The organism is Scandinavium sp. (assembly GCF_051650185.1).
Classification (GTDB): Bacteria; Pseudomonadota; Gammaproteobacteria; order Enterobacterales; family Enterobacteriaceae; genus Scandinavium.
The window spans coordinates 1-17,658 of record NZ_JBOFIN010000021.1; the positions used below are offsets into that span (position 1 = coordinate 1).

The window sequence follows — 17,658 nt, forward strand, 5'->3', positions numbered from 1 at the left end:
TAACCATCCGGCGATTGACGGCAGCAACCAGCGTTATGCCATGAACTTCTCTGCGGATGCGTTCATGCGTCAGATTAGTCGTGCACGTACTTTTGGTTTCATGCGTGATATCGAATATCTGCAGTCCCGTGGCCTGTGCTTGGGCGGCAGCTTCGATTGTGCCATCGTTGTTGACGATTATCGCGTACTGAACGAAGACGGTTTGCGCTTTGAAGACGAATTTGTTCGCCACAAAATGCTGGATGCTATCGGTGACCTGTTTATGTGTGGTCACAATATCATCGGTGCATTCACCGCGTTCAAATCAGGTCACGCACTGAATAATAAACTGCTTCAGGCAGTCCTGGCGAAACAAGAAGCCTGGGAATTCGTGACCTTCGAAGACGAAGCTGAACTGCCACTGGCATTCAAAGCACCGTCAATGGTTCTGGCGTAAGCCTGACCATTCTGTAAATTCGACTGGTAACCTGGTACTCTCTCCGTCCAGGGAACCAGTCGTTTTTCTTTTCTCCCTTTCGAAATAATATCCTCCCGGCTTTCATCGTCTCTTATCTTGCATTAACCCGCGCGTTCGCTGCTTTCGTGACCATTTTTATCAGCAGAACACCGTCATTCCTGCTGCTCCGGGCTGCCATTAGTGGTACTATCTCAGCGCTTAAAAATTTTGACTGACGAGTAATAACGCAAGGTGGCAAGGTAGTGAGCGGAATACTGACGCGCTGGCGACAGTTTGGCAGACGATATTTCTGGCCGCATCTCCTGTTGGGGATGGTCGCGGCAGGATTCGGCTTGCCTGCGATTGCCAGTGGGACAGAAACAACGCCTCCGACTAAAACCGCCAGCAGCCACACCTCGGCAACGAAAGTTAATTTCACCCATCTGGCGATGCTGGAAGGGAATCGCCGTCCGGCGTTTAGCGTCGATTACTGGCATCAACATGCCATCCGCACTGTTATTCGTCATCTCTCCTTCGCCATGGCGCCGCAGGCTCTGCCGGTGGCAGAAGCCAGCGAACCCCTGGAAGTGCATCATCTGGCGCTGCTGGATACCCTGAATGCACTGCTGATGCGCGAAAGCCAGCCGCCTGCGATAGTCCGATCGGTGGCTTACCGTACAGAACCTGATCCACACACTGCTTTTTCCATCAATACCTGGGTAAGCCAGGTGCACGGCATTCGCGCCGGGCCTCAATCACTTAGCTGAACAAAAACAACCTATTATCTAATGCTAAGACTCCGCTGAGCGGGGCGATTGAGATTCAAATTATGCTTATCAAATTATTAACGAAAGTTTTCGGTAGCCGTAATGACCGTACGCTGCGTCGCATGCGTAAAGTTGTCACCCAGATCAATGCCATGGAACCGGAGATGGAAAAACTCTCCGATGACGAACTGAAGGCCAAAACTCAGGAGTTTCGCGCTCGTCTGGAAAAAGGCGATACCGTTGAAAGTCTGATCCCAGAAGCGTTTGCCGTGGTTCGCGAAGCCAGCAAACGTGTGTTTGGCATGCGTCACTTCGACGTGCAGCTGCTCGGTGGGATGGTGCTGAATGATCGTTGCATCGCCGAGATGCGTACCGGTGAAGGTAAAACCCTGACTGCAACACTGCCGGCTTATGTTAACGCCCTGTCTGGTAAAGGCGTTCACGTGGTTACCGTCAACGACTATCTGGCCCAGCGTGATGCCGAAAACAACCGTCCGCTGTTCGAATTCCTGGGTATGAGCGTTGCGGTAAACATGTCTGGTATGCCTGCTCCGGCGAAGCGCGAAGCGTATGCCGCGGACATCACCTACGGTACCAACAACGAATACGGCTTTGACTATCTGCGTGACAACATGGCGTTTAGCCCTGAAGAACGCGTTCAGCGCAAACTTCACTACGCCCTGGTCGATGAGGTGGACTCCATCCTTATCGATGAAGCCCGTACTCCGCTGATCATCTCCGGCCCGGCTGAAGACAGCTCCGAGATGTACAAGCAGGTCAATAAAATCATTCCAAACCTGATCCGTCAGGAAAAAGAAGATTCAGATACTTTCCAGGGCGAAGGCCACTTCTCCGTGGACGAAAAAGCTCGTCAGGTGAACATTACCGAACGCGGCCTGGTGCTGGTCGAAGAGCTGCTGGTACGTGAAGGCATTATGGATGAGGGCGAGTCTCTGTACTCCCCAGCGAACATCATGCTGATGCACCACGTGACCGCCGCCCTGCGCGCCCATGTGCTGTTTACTCGTGACGTCGACTACATCGTCAAAGATGGTGAAGTCATTATCGTTGATGAACACACCGGTCGCACCATGCAAGGTCGTCGCTGGTCTGATGGTCTGCACCAGGCGGTTGAAGCCAAAGAAGGCGTGGATATCCAGAACGAAAACCAGACCCTGGCATCCATCACCTTCCAGAACTACTTCCGTCTGTATGAAAAACTGGCGGGGATGACGGGTACAGCAGATACCGAAGCGTTTGAATTCAGCTCCATCTACAAGCTGGACACCGTAGTGGTGCCAACGAACCGTCCGATGATCCGTAAGGACATGCCGGATCTGGTCTACATGACCGAAGCGGAAAAAATTCAGGCCATCATCGAAGATATCAAAGAGCGTACCGCTAATGGCCAGCCTGTACTGGTGGGTACCATCTCTATCGAGAAATCTGAAGTCGTTTCCCACGAGCTGACCAAAGCGGGCATCAAGCACAACGTGCTGAACGCCAAATTCCACGCCAGCGAAGCAGATATCGTTGCTCAGGCGGGTTATCCGTCCACCGTGACCATCGCCACCAACATGGCGGGTCGTGGTACGGATATTATGCTCGGTGGTAGCTGGCAGGCCGAAGTGGCTCAGATTGAAGAGCCAACAGAAGAACAAATCGCAAAAATCAAAGCTGACTGGCAGGTTCGCCACGATGCGGTTCTGGCGGCAGGTGGTCTGCATATTGTCGGTACCGAACGCCACGAGTCTCGCCGTATCGATAACCAGCTGCGCGGCCGTTCTGGTCGTCAGGGTGATGCCGGTTCTTCCCGCTTCTACCTGTCGATGGAAGATGCCCTGATGCGTATCTTTGCCTCTGACCGTGTGTCCGGCATGATGCGTAAACTGGGGATGAAGCCTGGCGAGGCTATCGAGCACCCATGGGTGACCAAAGCGATTGCCAATGCGCAGCGCAAAGTGGAAAGCCGCAACTTCGATATTCGTAAGCAACTGCTGGAATACGATGATGTTGCTAACGACCAGCGTCGTGCTATCTACACCCAGCGTAACGAGCTGCTGGACGTGTCTGATGTGAGCGAAACCATCAACAGCATTCGTGAAGACGTGTTCAAGGCAACCATCGATGCGCACATTCCGCCGCAGTCTCTGGAAGAAATGTGGGATGTCGAAGGCCTGCAGGAACGTCTGAAGAACGATTTCGATCTCGACCTGCCAATCAAAGAGTGGCTGGACAAAGAGCCGGAGCTGCATGAAGAAACGCTGCGTGAGCGTATTCTTCAAAGCGGCGTAGAAGTGTATCAGCGTAAAGAAGAAGTGGTTGGCGTTGAAATGATGCGCCACTTCGAGAAAGGCGTGATGCTGCAGACGCTGGATTCCCTGTGGAAAGAGCATCTGGCGGCAATGGACTACCTGCGCCAGGGTATTCACCTGCGTGGTTATGCGCAGAAAGATCCGAAGCAGGAGTACAAACGTGAGTCGTTCGCGATGTTTGCCGCGATGCTGGAATCACTGAAGTATGAAGTGATCAGCACCCTGTGCAAGGTACAGGTCCGCATGCCGGAAGAAGTGGAAGCGATGGAAGAGCAGCGTCGTCAGGAAGCTGAGCGTCTGGCACAGATGCAGCAACTCAGCCATGCCGATGACGACACCGCTGCAGCACAATCGCTGGCCGCTGAAACTGGTGAGCGCAAAGTGGGGCGTAACGATCCGTGCCCTTGCGGTTCCGGTAAAAAATACAAGCAGTGCCATGGCCGTATTGCCTGATAACTGCTGGCAATAAAACACAAAGGGCGCTGATAACAGCGCCTTTTTTATGGAGTGAAGACAATGAAAACCCTGCAAATCTCTACCGGCATTCTTCGCAACGCAGCCGGCGAAATCTTTATTACTCAGCGCGCCGCCGATGCTCATATGGCTAATATGTGGGAATTCCCCGGCGGGAAAATCGAAGAGGGTGAATCGCCGGAAATCGCACTGGCACGTGAGCTGTTTGAAGAAGTGGGTGTTTTGCCGGAATCAGCAATGCTTTTCGACAAACTTGAATACCAGTTCCCCGACAGGCACATCACGCTGTGGTTTTGGCTGGTTGATAGCTGGCAGGGGGAACCCTGGGGGAAAGAAGGACAGCCAGGGCGCTGGGTCGCGCAGAAAGATCTGTTGGCAGAAGAATTTCCTCCTGCCAACGAGCCGGTGATCGCGAAGCTTCTCGCAGAGGCTTAAGGTTGCTGTTCGCTCCAGTCGTCACTTTCTGACAGATCGCCAGAGCTTGGGATCCGCTTCTCTTCGGCGGCCCATTCTCCTAAATCAATCAACTGACAGCGCTTGCAGCAGAAGGGGCGAAAGGGACTTTCTTCGCCCCAGACAATGGTTTTGCCACAGGTTGGGCAATTGACGGTGGTGACATCGCTCATCATTATTCCTTAGCAGCAGGCCAGTTCGAAATCCAGACGTTCTGGCACAAGGCCATTCTCGCTGTCCAGTGGCATAAAACGAATCGCAAAACGGCTCTTATGCCCTGAAATTTGCGGATAGAGTTGATCGTCCAGCGCCAGTTGCAGACGCAGTAAATCAGCATCTTCGCCGTTGTCCTGGAAGAAGCCGTTCAGGCTGGTTTGCTTGCGGAAAGGTGAGGAGTTACGCACTAAATCGAGGATCAGGTTAAGCGCTTGATTCAGAGGCTCGAGGCTTTCCAGCCAGTAAGCGACTTGTGCATCACGCTGTGATTGCGAAGAATGCAGCCAGATATGCAGTGTTGGAAGGTCGAAGCTACAGCAGCCGCCGGGAATGCTCAGACGCTGGCGAACCAGGGCGATAAGCCGGTCTTCACGCAGAAGCTGGCCCACACGTGGAGCGGACATCAGAATGGTACTGCTTTGTTTCAACTGCAACTGCAGCGCTTCAATACGATCGCTATCAACGCCCGGTACTTCATCCCATTGCTTCAGTTTGCGCTGCTGACGCTCAAGCTCTTTGAGCAGCTCGGTACGAACCTCTCCACGTTCGAACACATCCAGCAAATCCCCGACGTTGCGAAAAAAATGCAATGCGCTGGCATGATCTCTGACGGGTAAATTGCAGTTCAGTTGCTGCACGAGAAATTCAATTCGCAGCCAGGTACGCATTTTCTCGTTCAGGGGATGTTCAAAAAGGACGTGGGTGTGCATTACGATTTTTCCTGTGAATCGGCCTGCCGTGCCAGTTTCAGATAGCTGGCGTGCAGGCGGGCAACATCCAATGCGAGTGCATCTGGTGCGCCGTTGTTATCAATGACGTCGTCCGCTACGGCAAGTCGCGCTTCGCGCGTGGCCTGAGCGGCAAGGATCTGTTTTGCATGCTCTTCAGAGACGGAGTCTCTTTGCATGGTGCGCTGGAGCTGTATTTGAGGCGACACATCAATCACCAGCACTCGGTCTGCTTTTTCCCAGAGCTTATTCTCTACCAACAGCGGAACGACCCACAGTAAGTAAGCGGATGTCGCTTGCTGCATCTGGCGCTGAGTTTCTTGCTGAATCAATGGGTGAAGCAGCGCATTCAGCCATGTTTTTTCCTTAGCATCAGTGAAAATACGTTCTCGCAGCAGACGCCGATTCAGGCTGCCGTCGGTAAGGCGCATCCCGGAACCAAAGCGATCAACAATAGCCTGTAATGCGGGTGTACCAGGTTCGACCACCTGACGAGCAATCACATCGGCATCAATAACGTTAACACCCAGGTCGGCAAAAGCGTTTGCGACAGTGGTTTTCCCGCTGCCAATGCCTCCTGTTAACGCGACTGTATACCTCATGCTACCGCTTCCTGTGAAGAATAATGACTGCATATCAATGGGTTATTTCTGGCACTTTCTGCCACTCTGATGAGGCATGTTAACGCCGCTGTTCACCAGGTAAATTTGTACGATTGTAGCGTAAAAAAAGTGAAAATCGCAGTCTTGCGCAGGGTTGATTAGTGCGTATGATAACGTCACTGGAGTTGTGCTTAGTCCCTTTTTGCCTCGAACCCCAGGAATCCGCACATGCGTATTGAAGAAGATTTGAAGTTAGGTTTTAAAGACGTTCTCATCCGCCCTAAACGCTCTACCCTCAAAAGCCGTTCCGACGTTGAACTGGAACGCGAATACAACTTCAAGCACTCAGGAAAGACCTGGTCTGGCGTACCGATCATTGCCGCCAATATGGACACTGTGGGCACCTTTGCCATGGCCAAAGCGCTTGCGGCATTCGGCATCCTGACTGCTGTCCATAAGCATTACTCCGTTGAAGAGTGGAGTGCGTTTGCCCGGAGCGTTTCTGTCGATGTCCTCAAGCATGTGATGGTGTCTACCGGTACCTCTGATGCGGATTTCGAAAAAACTAAGCAGATCCTGAATCTGAATCCAGCCCTCAATTTTATCTGCATTGATGTGGCAAACGGCTACTCAGAACATTTCGTACAATTTGTCTCAAAAGCACGTGAAGCGTGGGCTGATAAAACCATCTGCGCCGGTAATGTGGTAACGGGTGAAATGTGCGAAGAATTGATTCTGGCTGGTGCGGATATCGTTAAAGTCGGTATCGGTCCAGGTTCTGTCTGCACCACTCGTGTGAAAACGGGCGTGGGCTACCCACAGCTTTCTGCTGTGATTGAGTGTGCCGATGCAGCGCACGGTCTGGGCGGTCAAATTGTCAGTGATGGCGGCTGCACCATGCCGGGTGATGTCGCAAAAGCCTTCGGTGGTGGTGCGGATTTCGTGATGCTCGGCGGTATGCTGGCGGGCCACGAAGAGAGCGGCGGTACCGTGGTGGAAGAAAACGGCGAAAAATTCATGCTGTTCTACGGCATGAGCTCTGAGTCCGCAATGAACCGCCACGTTGGCGGCGTTGCACAGTACCGCGCTGCGGAAGGCAAAACCGTTAAGCTGATGCTGCGTGGCCCGGTGGAAAACACCGCCCGTGATATCCTCGGCGGCCTGCGTTCTGCCTGTACTTATGTGGGTGCTTCTCGCCTGAAAGAACTGACCAAACGTACGACCTTTATTCGCGTGCAGGAACAAGAGAACCGCGTGTTCAACAGCCTGTAATGTGAAAGATGGCTGGTGCAGTGTCTGCGCCAGCCGTTATCCCGCCCCACTGATTGCATCCCCCAAATGAAAAATGGGTAGATACATCGCTACGACCAGCGTGCCGATAATGATGCCTGTCACCAGTAGCATTACCGGTTCTAACAACGTTGCCAGACTCTCTGCCTGCTGGTTCGTTTGCTGGCTGTGATAGCTCGCCAGATTTTCCAGCATCTTATCCAGCGAACCCGACACTTCACCGGTTCTCACCAGCTGTTTACATAGTGGTGTAAAAACTGGGCTTTTCGCCATGGCCTGCCAGATGGCGCTGCCTTGCGCCACAGAATCACTTGTCTGGTGAATAATATTGCGCCACCAGGGGCAGCTTAGGGTTTTCTCCACACTGGCCAGCCCCTGTAAAAAGGGAATGCCTGCATTCTGTGTGAGCGCCAAAACCGTGTATATCTGACTCAGCATTTGTCCACGGACCAGGCCGGAAAAAACCGGCAGCTTCAGCAGAAGACGAGGGCGGAGCATTTGCCAACGAGGGCTGCGTTTAAGCAATGGACGCAGCAAAAGAGGCGAGAAAGCCACCGCGATAATGAACGGTAAACCCCGCTGTACAGCGGCGGACATCGCCATCACCATCTCAGTCAGTAAGGGCAACGGCGTATTGAAGGTTCGGTAAATGGCGGCAAATTCCGGCAGAACAAAACCGCTCATCCCGATAACCACCCCCACGGCCAACAGCAAAATGATCAGCGGGTAGCGCAGGGCTTTTTTCACCTTTTGGCTCAGAGCGTGTTGCATCTGCTGCTGGTGTGCCAGATGAAAACAGCAGTAATCCAGTTTTCCGGTCATCTCTCCCGCATGGATCATTGCCGAATACAGTGGGGTAAATGCCTCAGGCCACTGCTGCAAAGCTACCGAAAGAGATTCACCCTGAGCCAGATGACGAGCCAGAGAGTGCAGCAATGCCTGCCATTGCAGGCTGGGATGCTGCTCTGCCAGCAGAGATATCCCTTCCGATAGCGTCAACCCGGCTTGCAGCAGCGTGGCGAGCTGCTGCACGAATTCGCTGCAGTATTGTGCTTGCCAGTGAGATTTTTTTACCGGGCGGCGTTTTAACGTCAGTGGATAGACGCCCTCTTGTTGAACCTGCTGAAGGGCCGCTATTTTCGTTTCTGCCCACACGCAGCCCTGGGTTGTTACGCCCAGTGGAGTTACCCCTCGCCATTGCCACAACTGCTTACTCGACATGCGGTAAGCCTATGACTCTTAGCAACTCTTCCACACTCGTCTGGCCTTGTCGGACGCTCTCAAAGCCATGTTCGAACAGCGTCATCATCCCGGTATCACGAGCTATCTTTTCGATTTCCTCCGGGCTTGCGCCACTGATAATGGCCTGTTTCAGTGGTGGGGTGATGAGCAACACTTCAAACAACGCAAGCCGCCCGTGATAGCCGTGGTAACAGCGATGACAGCCAGGGGCATTCCAGTGTGGAAGAGGTGTGCGGCAAAGAGCGGTTGGCAAAATGGATGAATAGCCCTCCTGTTTGCGGCAATGCGGACAAAGGCGGCGCACCAGACGTTGAGCAATGACCACCTGAAGTGCGGAGGAAATCATCCAGCGTGCTACGCCCATTTGCTGGAGCCGAATCAGGGTTTCAGTCGTCGAATTGGTATGCAGCGTTGAGAGCACCAGATGCCCGGTTTGCGCCGCTTTTATCGCAATTTCCGCCGTTTCAGCATCCCGAATCTCGCCGACCATCACGATGTCTGGATCCTGGCGCAGCAGCGCACGAAGGACATTCTGAAAAGTCAGGCCAGCCCGGCTGTTAATCTGTGTCTGATTAATCCCCTGAAGTGGGATTTCTACCGGATCCTCCACGCTGCAAATGTTAATCTCCGGCTGATTACGCAATTGCAACGCGCTGTAAAGCGTTACCGTTTTCCCGCTCCCGGTCGGCCCGGTGACCAGAATTAAGCCTTGCGGTTGTTTGAGAGAAAGCTGGAATGCCGCAAGCTGTGCTGCGCTCATGCCCAACGCTTTGACATCCAGCGCCTGTTTCACCTGATGCAAAAGGCGAAGGACGACTTTTTCGCCGCCCCGACAGGGAAGCGTAGCGATACGGAATGAGACGTTGTTTCCGCCGATATCCACGCTAAATTGCCCGTCCTGCGGTAAGCGACGTTCGGCAATATCCAGGCTGCCCAGAACTTTGAGCCTGGCGATGAGCGCTGCGCTGAGCGTCGGCGAAAAGTCCGGCAGGGCGTGAAGGACGCCATCCACCCTTAAACGCACTCGCAGGTGTTCTTCGTCTGGTTCGAAATGGATATCCGACGCCCGTTGCTGTAGTGCCTGCTGGAAGGTCTGGTTCAGCAACTCAACCACGTTGCCGTTATCATTGCGAGCAGCGGGTATATGCGTTTCCTGCGAGATTTGCAGATACTGGTCCATTTGGGGCTGATCCCAACACTCAATATCAATCCGCTTCTGTGTCGAAAAGCGCAGTGAATCCATGAGTTCAGTGGGCGGGTCGCCCACGATAGCAATGTTAAGCACTTGCTCATTGCTGTTGAGAACGACGGCGTGATAGCGCTGGCAGAGCGTCATTAGCTGTTCATGCTGCATCTTTACGCCCTCAGTTACCGTCAAACCGGAAGACATCTTCACAGGCCTGTTTTAAGGCGCTGTCGCTGGCAAGTGTGCAGGTGCGTTGCCATCCGGTAATACCCTTGGCCGTATCCCAGTTTGGTTTTAGTGTCACGCTTAACCCGTTGAGGCTTTCCTGCCCTGTCAGTGTCACTGTGCCTTGCGCCACATCCATTCCGGAGACATATCGACTGGTTGCGGGCGCAGGAATGCCATTTGTGCCGCCATCGCAGGGCGTTATGCCACCATGATCCAGAGCACAGAGTTCAATAGCGGTTCGATAAGGCATAAAGGTTTGCAGCATGTCCGTGAGGGCCGCTTTGCGCAGGTAGTTCTGGTAGGCCGGAATGCCGATAGCGCTCAGAATGGCAATGATGCCGATGACCACCATCAGCTCAATCAGGGTAAATCCTTCTTCTCTGTTCATCACAGGCTCCTTGGTTAACGGGAGCACTTTGGCAGCAGAAAAAGAGCGTGGCGAAGGGTTTAGGGTGAAAAAGGAAGGGGGTTTCCAGAGTGTTTTATTGGTTTGCGGTGCGTTGCGAAACTTTGCGAAGGGGATCGTAATCCCCTTCATCTTTGAGGTGTTATTTAAAACGCATGGAGAGGTCGAGTGCGCGCACGTGTTTGGTCAGCGCCCCCACGGAAATGTAGTCCACGCCGGTTTCGGCAAATTCGCGAATGGTGTCGAACGTGACGTTGCCGGATACTTCAAGGCGAGCCTGTCCGTTGGTGATTTTCACCGCTTCACGCATCTGCTCTGTGTCGAAGTTATCGAGCATGATGATGTCGGCCCCGGCCTTCAGCGCTTCCTGCAGTTCTTGCTGGGTTTCGACTTCGACCTCAACCGGCACATCCGGGTGGAGCCAGAAGGCTTTTTCAACGGCCTGGCGTACGGAACCCGAAGCAATGATGTGGTTTTCTTTAATCAGAAAGGCGTCGGATAAACCCAGTCGGTGATTAGCTCCGCCGCCGCACAAGACGGCGTATTTCAGCGCAGTACGCAGGCCCGGCAGGGTTTTGCGGGTATCGAGGAGCTGCGTGTTGGTGCCTTCCAGCAGTTCAACATAGCGACGAACTTCACTGGCAACGCCGGAAAGCGTTTGCACAAAATTGAGTGCCGTCCGTTCGCCGGTCAGCAGCACGCGGGACGGGCCTTTCAGTTCAAACAACGGCTGGTTGACGCTCAGCACATCGCCATCTTCCACATGCCAGATAAGGCTGACATCATCACCGGCGAGCTGAATAAATACTTCCTCTACCCAGCGTTTTCCGCAGAATACGCCTGCTTCACGGGTGATGACCACCGCGTGAGACTGCGAGTCTTCAGGCAGCAGTTGTGCCGTGATGTCGTTTGCGGCGCTGACTTCACCGCCCAGGTCTTCACGCAGCGCATGCGCCACAGCAGCAGGGATATCAAGGTTAATACGTTCCAGCAGCGCGTCACGACGATGCTCAGGATTGTAGTGGCGAGGCGGCATGATAAAACTCCAAATGGTAAGGAATCATAAGTTATAAACATGCTACTCTGAACCGGATTTCAGCACCATACATTAAGGAGAACCCGCATGCAGTTACACGGTGGGTGGCTGGATAATGCCCGACGCGTCCCGTCGCCGCATCATGATTGCCGCCCGGATGATGAAGCCCCCACGTTGCTGGTGGTGCACAATATCAGCCTGCCGCCCGGAGAATTCGGCGGTCCCTGGATTGATGCATTATTCACAGGAACAATCGATCCTGATGCTCATCCCTTTTTTGCCGAGATTGCCCACCTGCGGGTTTCTGCACACTGCCTGATTCGCCGGGATGGCGAAATCGTCCAGTACGTTCCTTTCGATAAACGCGCCTGGCACGCTGGCGTGTCGTCGTATCAGGGGCGTGAAAAATGTAATGATTTTTCGATTGGCATTGAGCTGGAAGGCACCGATACTTTAGCCTATACCGACCAACAATATCAGCAGCTTGCGGCTCTGACCCGCGTGCTTGTCTCGGCGTATCCGGCCATTGCCAGCCACATGACCGGACACAGTGATATTGCTCCAGTGCGGAAAACAGATCCCGGCCCGGCGTTTGACTGGCCACGTTTTCGCGCGCTGGTGAGCCAACCGTCAGACAAGGAGATGACATGACGCTGTTTACCACGCTACTGGTGCTGATTGCTGAACGCTTGTTCAAACTCGGTGAACACTGGCAGCTTGATCACCGGCTGGAAGTGCTGTTCCGTCGTATCAAACGCTACTCTTTTTCCGTCACGCTGCTGATGACGATTATCGCGATGGCGATTGTCTGGGTGTTGACCCGCGCATTGCATGGTTTGCTCTTTAATGTGCCGTTGCTGGTGGTGTGGATCCTGCTGGGCCTGCTGTGTATTGGTGCGGGGAAAGTAAGACTGCATTATCACGCCTATCTGAAAGCCGCCTCGCGCGATGATGCCCATGCCCGGGATGCCGTGGCGAGCGAGCTGACGCTGATCCACGGCGTGCCGCCAGGCTGCGATGAACGTGAATATCTGCGCGAGCTGCAAAACGCGCTGCTGTGGATTAACTTCCGTTTTTATCTGGCGCCGCTGTTCTGGTTTGTTGTCGGTGGCCCGTTAGGCCCGGTCACGCTGATGGGCTATGCGTTTTTGCGTGCCTGGCAGAGCTTCCTTGCTCGTTACCAAACGCCACGCGATCGCCAGCAATCCGGTGTGGATGCCATTCTCCATGTGCTGGACTGGGTTCCGGTGCGCCTTGTCGGCGTGGTGTATGCGCTGATTGGACACGGTGAAAAAGCGCTACCGGCGTGGTTTGCTTCGCTTGGCGACCGCCACAGTTCGCAATACCAGGTGCTGACACAGTTGGCGCAGTTCTCGCTGGCGCGAGAGCCGCATGTTGATAAAGTGGCGACACCGAAAGCGGCCGTCTCAATGGCGAAGAAAGCGTCATACCTGACGGTGGTGATTATGGCGCTGCTGACGATTTACGGGACGCTGGTGTAGTCAGTTTGCCGGATGGCGCTGCGCTTATCCGGCCTGCGATCTTGTAGGCCCGGTAAGGCAAAGCCGCCACCGGGCAATGGCTTATACCGAATCCGCAGGCGGGATGCCAAAATCAGGCATCCCGTTTTCGTTCCAGCGAATGAGTTTCAGGCGTGTGTGGCGGTTCGGATCGTAGAGCGGATCGCCATCAATCTCGGTGTAATTTCTCGCGTGGTAGACCAGCACATCCTCCCCTTCAGGCGTTACCGTAAAGCTGTTATGTCCCGGCCCATACTGGTGGTTTTCATAGCTGGTGGTGAACACCGGTACCGGTGATTTGTGCCAGTTACTGGCCTGCATCGGATCAGCCTCCAGGTCTATCCACAACAGCCCCATGCAGTAGTTTTCGTCGGTGGCACTGGCGGAGTAGCTGACAAACAGCTTGTCACCATGAACAATTACCGCCGGGCCCTCATTAACCAAAAATCCACGACACTCCCAGTCAAACTCGGGTTTGCTGAGCAGTATCGGCGGGCCTTTCAGCGTCCATGGGTTTTCCAGCTCCGCCAGATAGAGGTTGGAGTTTCCGGCGATATCCGGTGCTTTTTGCGCCCATAAATACCACTGCTTCCCCTGGTGCCGGAAAGTAGTGGCATCCAGCGCGAAGGTATCAAACTGCGTTTTAACCTGACCTTTTTCAACCCACGTTCCGGTGAGTGGGCACTCGTCCGTGCAGGCTAACGCAAACATGCGATGCTGGAACATGCCGAGCTTATCGAGGTCATGCGTATGCGTGGCAGCAAAATAGATAACCCATGTCCCGTCGATGTTGTGCAGTTCCGGCGCCCAGATAAGCTGGCTCATCGGGCCGGTATCTGGTTTTCTCCACACCGCAACAGGCGCTGCGTTGCGCAATCCTTCAAGCGTATCTGCCCGGCGGATCTCCAGACGGTCGTACTCCGGCACGGAAGCAATAAAGTAGTAATGCTCTTCATGGCGCAGAATAAAAGGATCTGCGCGCTGTTCAATAAAAGGGTTCGGCCATGCGGTCATTGTGGTTTCCTTATCAGTTCTGCCTGCGCCTGATAGTCGCTCAGTTCGCGGTAATTCTGGCGGCGTTTCTCCAGGTCGCTCTGGATCTGTTTCATCAGTTCACGGTCGACTTTCAGCATGCGCACCACGCCTGCGGTGATTAAATAACCGACGCCAGGGATCACGCTAAACAGCAGCACAATGCCGTTGATCGCCTGCGCGCTTTGCGTTTTAGCACCTGCGTCGTAGCCGTACCAGGAAAGCAAAAAGCCCACCATTGCCCCCGCGACAGCCAGGCCAACTTTCAGGAAGAACAGGTTGCCAGAGAAGCTGATCCCGGTGATGCGTTTCCCCGTTTTCCACTCGCCGTAATCATCCACGTCGGCCATCAGCGACCAGTGCAGTGGGGAAGGGATTTGATGCAGGATGTTGAGCAGGAAGTAGAGCACCATAATCATCATGGTGGCTTTCGGGTCGAAGAACCAGAACGCGCAGGAGAACACCGCCAGCACGATATTGGTCCAGAAGAACACCTGCAGCTTACACCAGCGGTCAGTGAGGACTTTCGCCAGCATACTGCCGATCATCATGCCCACCACGCCAAGACTGATAAACAGCGTGGCGAAATGCGTGCTTTGCTGCATGACCCAGGTAACGTAATACATGGTTGCCGCCATACGGATAAAGCCGGGGCAGACGTTACACAGGGTAAGTAGCAGGATGCGCACCCACTGATCGTTCTTCCACACGTCTTTCAGGTCGCGCTTCAGTTCGTCATTGGTCTGGACTGCCGGGCGTACGCGCTCGCGAACAGTGGCAAAGCAGAACAGGAACATGCACATGCCGATAAACGCCAGCACGGTCATCGCCATTTGATAGCCTTTGGCTTTGTCATCGCCACCAAACCAGTCGGCCATTGGCAGCAACGTGAGTGACAGCAGCAGGGTGGCGATGCCGACCATCACGAAGCGATAAGACTGGCAGGCAACGCGCTCCTTCGGATCGTTGGTGATCACGCTGCCCAGTGAGCAGTAAGGAATGTTGATCGCCGTGTAAGTGATGGAAAGCAGGAAATAGGTGACAAACGCATAGATAACTTTGCTGCTGTAGCTCCATTCCGGGGTGGTGAACATCAGCACGCTGAACAGGGCGTAGGGGAAGGCAATCCACAGCAGCCATGGGCGAAAGCGGCCATATTTGCTGCGGGTGCGGTCTGCCATGGCGCCCATAATCGGGTCGGTGACGGCGTCAATAACACGAATTGAGAGCAGCAATACGCCCACCAGTGCCGGAGCCAGCCCGAAAATATCCGTATAAAAGTAGTTCACAAACAGCATGATGGCGCCAAAGATGATGTTGCACCCGGCGTCCCCCATGCCATAACCGATTTTTTCTCTGACCGATAATGTGTTGTTGTCCATCGAGACTTCTCCGCAATGAGATATACAGCGAATTATTCGCTCGCTAAATAAATAATGCGTTGCAGGAATGCGGTGATGACATGGACAAATCTGCTGTGGGAGAGAAAGTGTGAAGCAGGTAACATGCTGCTGTAGCGGTTTTCATCCGCCAGGGGATGTGGACGATTGACGTAAAAAAAAAGAAAAACGCTCTGTACCCGCAATGAGATACAGAGCGTGGAGGGATTAAGCGCGAACGGCTTTCGCCCCTTTCTGTTTAATCATATAGCCGATACCGAGGATAACGATCCACGCCGGGATTAGGTAGACGGAAATCGCCATACCTGGGGTCATCAGCATGATGATCAGCACCGCGGCCACGGTGAACAGGCAAATCCAGTTCCCCAGTGGGTAGAACAGGGCAGGGAAGCGAGTGGTAACACCCTGCTGCTGTTTGGCTTTGCGGAACTTCATGTGCGCGAGGCTAATCATCGCCCAGTTGATCACGAGGGCAGAAACGACCAGCGCCATCAGCAGGCCGAAGGCCGATTCCGGTGCCAGGTAGTTAATCAGCACGCACAGCGCGGTGAAGACAGCGGAAACCAGAATGGTGTTCACCGGCACGCCGCGCTTGTCGACTTTGGTCAGCGCTTTTGGCGCATTGCCCTGCTGCGCCAGGCCGAACAGCATACGGCTGTTGCAGTAAACGCAGCTGTTGTACACGGAAAGTGCTGCGGTCAGTACCACGATGTTCAGCGCGTTGGCTACGAAGGTGTCACCCAGCTCGTGGAAGATAAGCACGAACGGGCTGGTGTCAGCGGTGACGCGAGTCCACGGCAGCAGAGACAGCAGCACAGCCAGCGAGCCCACATAGAAAATCAGGATGCGGTAGATAACCTGGTTGGTCGCTTTCGGGATGCTTTTCTGCGGGTCATCGGCTTCTGCTGCGGTGATGCCGACGAGCTCAAGGCCACCGAAGGAGAACATGATAATGGCCATCATCATCACCAGCCCCTGGACGCCGTGCGGCATGAAACCGCCTTGCTCCCACAGGTTGCGAACGGTAGCCTGCGGGCCGCCGTTGCCGCTGAACAGCAGCCAGCCGCCGAACAGGATCATCGCCACCACGGCCACCACTTTGATGATGGCGAACCAGAACTCCATCTCACCGAACACCTTAACGTTGGTCAGGTTGATGGCGTTAATGACGACGAAGAATACCGCCGCGGAGGCCCAGGTTGGGATCTCGGGGTACCAGAACTGGATGTATTTGCCGACGGCGGTCAGTTCCGCCATGGCGACCAGCACGTACAGCACCCAGTAGTTCCAGCCGGAGGCGAAACCGGCAAAGTTGCCCCAGTATTTATAGGCAAAGTGGCTGAAGGAGCCGGCAACCGGCTCTTCGACCACCATTTCACCTAACTGACGCATGATCAGAAAGGCCACGAAACCTGCGATGGCATAACCCAGAATAATGCTCGGGCCTGCGGATTGAATAACGGAGGCGCTGCCCAGAAACAGGCCCGTTCCGATGGCTCCACCCAGCGCAATAAGCTGAATGTGGCGGTTTTTAAGGCCGCGCTTCAGCTCGTCGCCGTGCTGTTGACCTTCCATTTTGAAACCTCGTGAGTGATTGTTTTTTCTACGCTTTGGTTAAGCGCGTGTCATTATGAATTTCCGTTTCCTGTACATTATTTTTTACATCACGGAATGGTGAATATTGCTTAGTAGTCTTCCGCAGGTTGAAGAATAGTGGTAAGCGCCAGTGAATGCACCTGCTTTATGAAGGGATGTCGACGAGTTGCATAAAAAGAAACCAAATGTAAATGCATCAGCCCGGCGTCTTCCTCTGATTTTATTCAACGCTTAACCGAAGCTTTTGAATGTCCATGCACTTTTTTAGCTGTTGAATCGGTTCAGAATGAAAAAATTTGCGTTTCAGGAAGGTTAAATCTGCCTCTTTGTGGGTAAATGTAACATTTGTTCAAGGTTGCATTCCTGAAACATGATTTCTGTAAGGTTGTTAAAATGTGCCGGGTTTACTGATTTCAATCAAAACCTGTATGGACAGAAGGTGAATACTTTGTTACTTTAGCGTCACGAACTATGAATTGGTAAGACCAATTGACTCCGGGTAAGTGGCTTGAGACAGGGAACCATGGCCTACAACAAAATCCGCCAACCAAAATTATCCGATGTGATTGAGCAGCAGCTGGAATTTTTGATCCTTGAGGGGACGCTGCGCCCCGGTGAAAAACTTCCACCTGAACGCGAACTGGCCAAACAGTTCGACGTTTCCCGTCCCTCTCTGCGCGAGGCGATTCAACGTCTCGAAGCGAAAGGGCTCCTGCTTCGTCGCCAGGGCG

At 53.8% G+C, this 17,658-nt stretch carries 18 protein-coding genes; 8 read left to right on the forward strand and 10 right to left on the reverse strand.

From position 1 onward, the window contains the following. From lpxC to mutT, 4 genes are all read left to right on the forward strand, one after another. Positions 1-436: UDP-3-O-acyl-N-acetylglucosamine deacetylase (lpxC, locus tag ACRCWW_RS02260; RefSeq protein ID WP_438680942.1), on the forward strand; the 436-nt coding region annotated here is incomplete at its 5' end. 263 nt (positions 437-699) lie between these two features. Next, positions 700-1,203, forward strand: coding sequence for a secA translation cis-regulator SecM (gene secM / locus ACRCWW_RS02265; RefSeq protein WP_438680943.1), 504 nt, complete (start codon positions 700-702; stop codon positions 1,201-1,203). Between the two features lie 62 nt (positions 1,204-1,265). Continuing rightward, a complete protein-coding gene (gene secA / locus ACRCWW_RS02270; RefSeq protein ID WP_438680944.1) occupies positions 1,266-3,971 on the forward strand; it encodes a preprotein translocase subunit SecA in 2,706 nt (901 codons plus the stop codon). 63 nt (positions 3,972-4,034) lie between these two features. Next, positions 4,035-4,427, forward strand: a complete 393-nt coding sequence (gene mutT, locus ACRCWW_RS02275) for an 8-oxo-dGTP diphosphatase MutT (RefSeq protein ID WP_438680945.1) — start codon at positions 4,035-4,037, stop codon at positions 4,425-4,427. Here mutT and yacG read toward each other — a convergent pair. The 3 genes from yacG to coaE are packed head-to-tail and all read right to left on the reverse strand — an operon-like array spanning position 4,424 to position 5,991. Then, positions 4,424-4,618, reverse strand: coding sequence for a DNA gyrase inhibitor YacG (gene yacG, locus ACRCWW_RS02280; protein ID WP_438680946.1), 195 nt, complete (start codon positions 4,616-4,618; stop codon positions 4,424-4,426). The two genes, mutT and yacG, sit on opposite strands and share 4 nt — an antisense overlap. Before the next feature lie 9 nt (positions 4,619-4,627). Next, on the reverse strand, positions 4,628-5,371 hold the full coding sequence (gene zapD, locus ACRCWW_RS02285; RefSeq protein WP_438680947.1) for a cell division protein ZapD: 744 nt from the start codon (positions 5,369-5,371) through the stop codon (positions 4,628-4,630). Next, entirely contained in the window at positions 5,371-5,991 is a 621-nt protein-coding gene (gene coaE / locus ACRCWW_RS02290) for a dephospho-CoA kinase (RefSeq protein ID WP_438680948.1), read from the reverse strand. The genes zapD and coaE overlap by 1 nt, the downstream gene beginning before the upstream one ends. 228 nt (positions 5,992-6,219) lie before the next feature. Between coaE and ACRCWW_RS02295 the strand changes: the two genes are divergently transcribed. Further along, the gene (locus ACRCWW_RS02295; RefSeq protein WP_438680949.1) at positions 6,220-7,263 is read left to right on the forward strand and encodes a GMP reductase; all 1,044 of its coding nucleotides are present in this window, start codon (positions 6,220-6,222) and stop codon (positions 7,261-7,263) included. A gap of 36 nt (positions 7,264-7,299) precedes the next feature. Here ACRCWW_RS02295 and hofC read toward each other — a convergent pair whose 3' ends face one another. The 4 genes from hofC to nadC form a co-directional block, all read right to left on the reverse strand. Further along, the gene (gene hofC, locus ACRCWW_RS02300) at positions 7,300-8,502 is read right to left on the reverse strand and encodes a protein transport protein HofC (RefSeq protein ID WP_438680950.1); all 1,203 of its coding nucleotides are present in this window, start codon (positions 8,500-8,502) and stop codon (positions 7,300-7,302) included. After that, complete coding sequence (gspE, locus tag ACRCWW_RS02305; RefSeq protein ID WP_438680951.1) at positions 8,492-9,877, reverse strand: type II secretion system protein GspE; 1,386 nt, start codon at positions 9,875-9,877, stop codon at positions 8,492-8,494. The genes hofC and gspE overlap by 11 nt, the downstream gene beginning before the upstream one ends. A 10-nt stretch (positions 9,878-9,887) precedes the next feature. Then, the gene (gene ppdD, locus ACRCWW_RS02310; RefSeq protein ID WP_438680952.1) at positions 9,888-10,325 is read right to left on the reverse strand and encodes a prepilin peptidase-dependent pilin; all 438 of its coding nucleotides are present in this window, start codon (positions 10,323-10,325) and stop codon (positions 9,888-9,890) included. Positions 10,326-10,485: 160 nt separating this feature from the next. Then, the gene (nadC, locus tag ACRCWW_RS02315) at positions 10,486-11,379 is read right to left on the reverse strand and encodes a carboxylating nicotinate-nucleotide diphosphorylase (RefSeq protein WP_438680953.1); all 894 of its coding nucleotides are present in this window, start codon (positions 11,377-11,379) and stop codon (positions 10,486-10,488) included. Positions 11,380-11,466: 87 nt separating this feature from the next. Here nadC and ampD point away from each other — a divergent pair, with 87 nt between their 5' ends. Together ampD and ampE are read left to right on the forward strand one after the other, a co-directional pair. After that, positions 11,467-12,030, forward strand: a complete 564-nt coding sequence (ampD, locus tag ACRCWW_RS02320; RefSeq protein ID WP_438680954.1) for a 1,6-anhydro-N-acetylmuramyl-L-alanine amidase AmpD — start codon at positions 11,467-11,469, stop codon at positions 12,028-12,030. Beyond that, positions 12,027-12,881, forward strand: a complete 855-nt coding sequence (gene ampE, locus ACRCWW_RS02325; protein ID WP_438680955.1) for a beta-lactamase regulator AmpE — start codon at positions 12,027-12,029, stop codon at positions 12,879-12,881. The genes ampD and ampE overlap by 4 nt, the downstream gene beginning before the upstream one ends. 81 nt (positions 12,882-12,962) lie before the next feature. Here ampE and ACRCWW_RS02330 read toward each other — a convergent pair whose 3' ends face one another. The 3 genes from ACRCWW_RS02330 to aroP form a co-directional block, all read right to left on the reverse strand. Further along, a complete protein-coding gene (locus tag ACRCWW_RS02330) occupies positions 12,963-13,913 on the reverse strand; it encodes a glycoside hydrolase family 43 protein (protein WP_438680956.1) in 951 nt (316 codons plus the stop codon). Beyond that, positions 13,910-15,313 (reverse strand): glycoside-pentoside-hexuronide (GPH):cation symporter, encoded by a 1,404-nt coding sequence (locus tag ACRCWW_RS02335; RefSeq protein WP_438680957.1) that lies wholly within the window; start codon positions 15,311-15,313, stop codon positions 13,910-13,912. Before ACRCWW_RS02335 ends, ACRCWW_RS02330 begins: the two co-directional genes overlap by 4 nt. Before the next feature lie 225 nt (positions 15,314-15,538). Continuing rightward, positions 15,539-16,906: an aromatic amino acid transporter AroP gene (gene aroP, locus ACRCWW_RS02340; protein ID WP_438680958.1), complete on the reverse strand. Its 1,368-nt coding sequence runs from the start codon at positions 16,904-16,906 to the stop codon at positions 15,539-15,541. A 544-nt stretch (positions 16,907-17,450) separates the two neighbouring features. On the opposite strand from aroP, the gene ACRCWW_RS02345 reads away from it, so the two are divergent. After that, positions 17,451-17,658 (forward strand): GntR family transcriptional regulator (locus tag ACRCWW_RS02345; RefSeq protein ID WP_438680959.1); only part of this gene is annotated, 208 nt, incomplete at its 3' end.

Bases quoted from the DNA above. Each gene is read 5' to 3' on its own strand.
- secA (WP_438680944.1), top strand. From the start codon at position 1,266: ATGCTTATCAAATTATTAACGAAAGTTTTCGGTAGCCGTAATGACCGT.
- mutT (WP_438680945.1), top strand. From the start codon at position 4,035: ATGAAAACCCTGCAAATCTCTACCGGCATTCTTCGCAACGCAGCCGGC.
- yacG (WP_438680946.1), bottom strand. From the start codon at position 4,618: ATGAGCGATGTCACCACCGTCAATTGCCCAACCTGTGGCAAAACCATT.
- zapD (WP_438680947.1), bottom strand. From the start codon at position 5,371: ATGCACACCCACGTCCTTTTTGAACATCCCCTGAACGAGAAAATGCGT.
- coaE (WP_438680948.1), bottom strand. From the start codon at position 5,991: ATGAGGTATACAGTCGCGTTAACAGGAGGCATTGGCAGCGGGAAAACC.
- ACRCWW_RS02295 (WP_438680949.1), top strand. From the start codon at position 6,220: ATGCGTATTGAAGAAGATTTGAAGTTAGGTTTTAAAGACGTTCTCATC.
- hofC (WP_438680950.1), bottom strand. From the start codon at position 8,502: ATGTCGAGTAAGCAGTTGTGGCAATGGCGAGGGGTAACTCCACTGGGC.
- gspE (WP_438680951.1), bottom strand. From the start codon at position 9,877: ATGCAGCATGAACAGCTAATGACGCTCTGCCAGCGCTATCACGCCGTC.
- ppdD (WP_438680952.1), bottom strand. From the start codon at position 10,325: ATGAACAGAGAAGAAGGATTTACCCTGATTGAGCTGATGGTGGTCATC.
- nadC (WP_438680953.1), bottom strand. From the start codon at position 11,379: ATGCCGCCTCGCCACTACAATCCTGAGCATCGTCGTGACGCGCTGCTG.
- ampD (WP_438680954.1), top strand. From the start codon at position 11,467: ATGCAGTTACACGGTGGGTGGCTGGATAATGCCCGACGCGTCCCGTCG.
- ampE (WP_438680955.1), top strand. From the start codon at position 12,027: ATGACGCTGTTTACCACGCTACTGGTGCTGATTGCTGAACGCTTGTTC.
- ACRCWW_RS02330 (WP_438680956.1), bottom strand. From the start codon at position 13,913: ATGACCGCATGGCCGAACCCTTTTATTGAACAGCGCGCAGATCCTTTT.
- ACRCWW_RS02335 (WP_438680957.1), bottom strand. From the start codon at position 15,313: ATGGACAACAACACATTATCGGTCAGAGAAAAAATCGGTTATGGCATG.
- aroP (WP_438680958.1), bottom strand. From the start codon at position 16,906: ATGGAAGGTCAACAGCACGGCGACGAGCTGAAGCGCGGCCTTAAAAAC.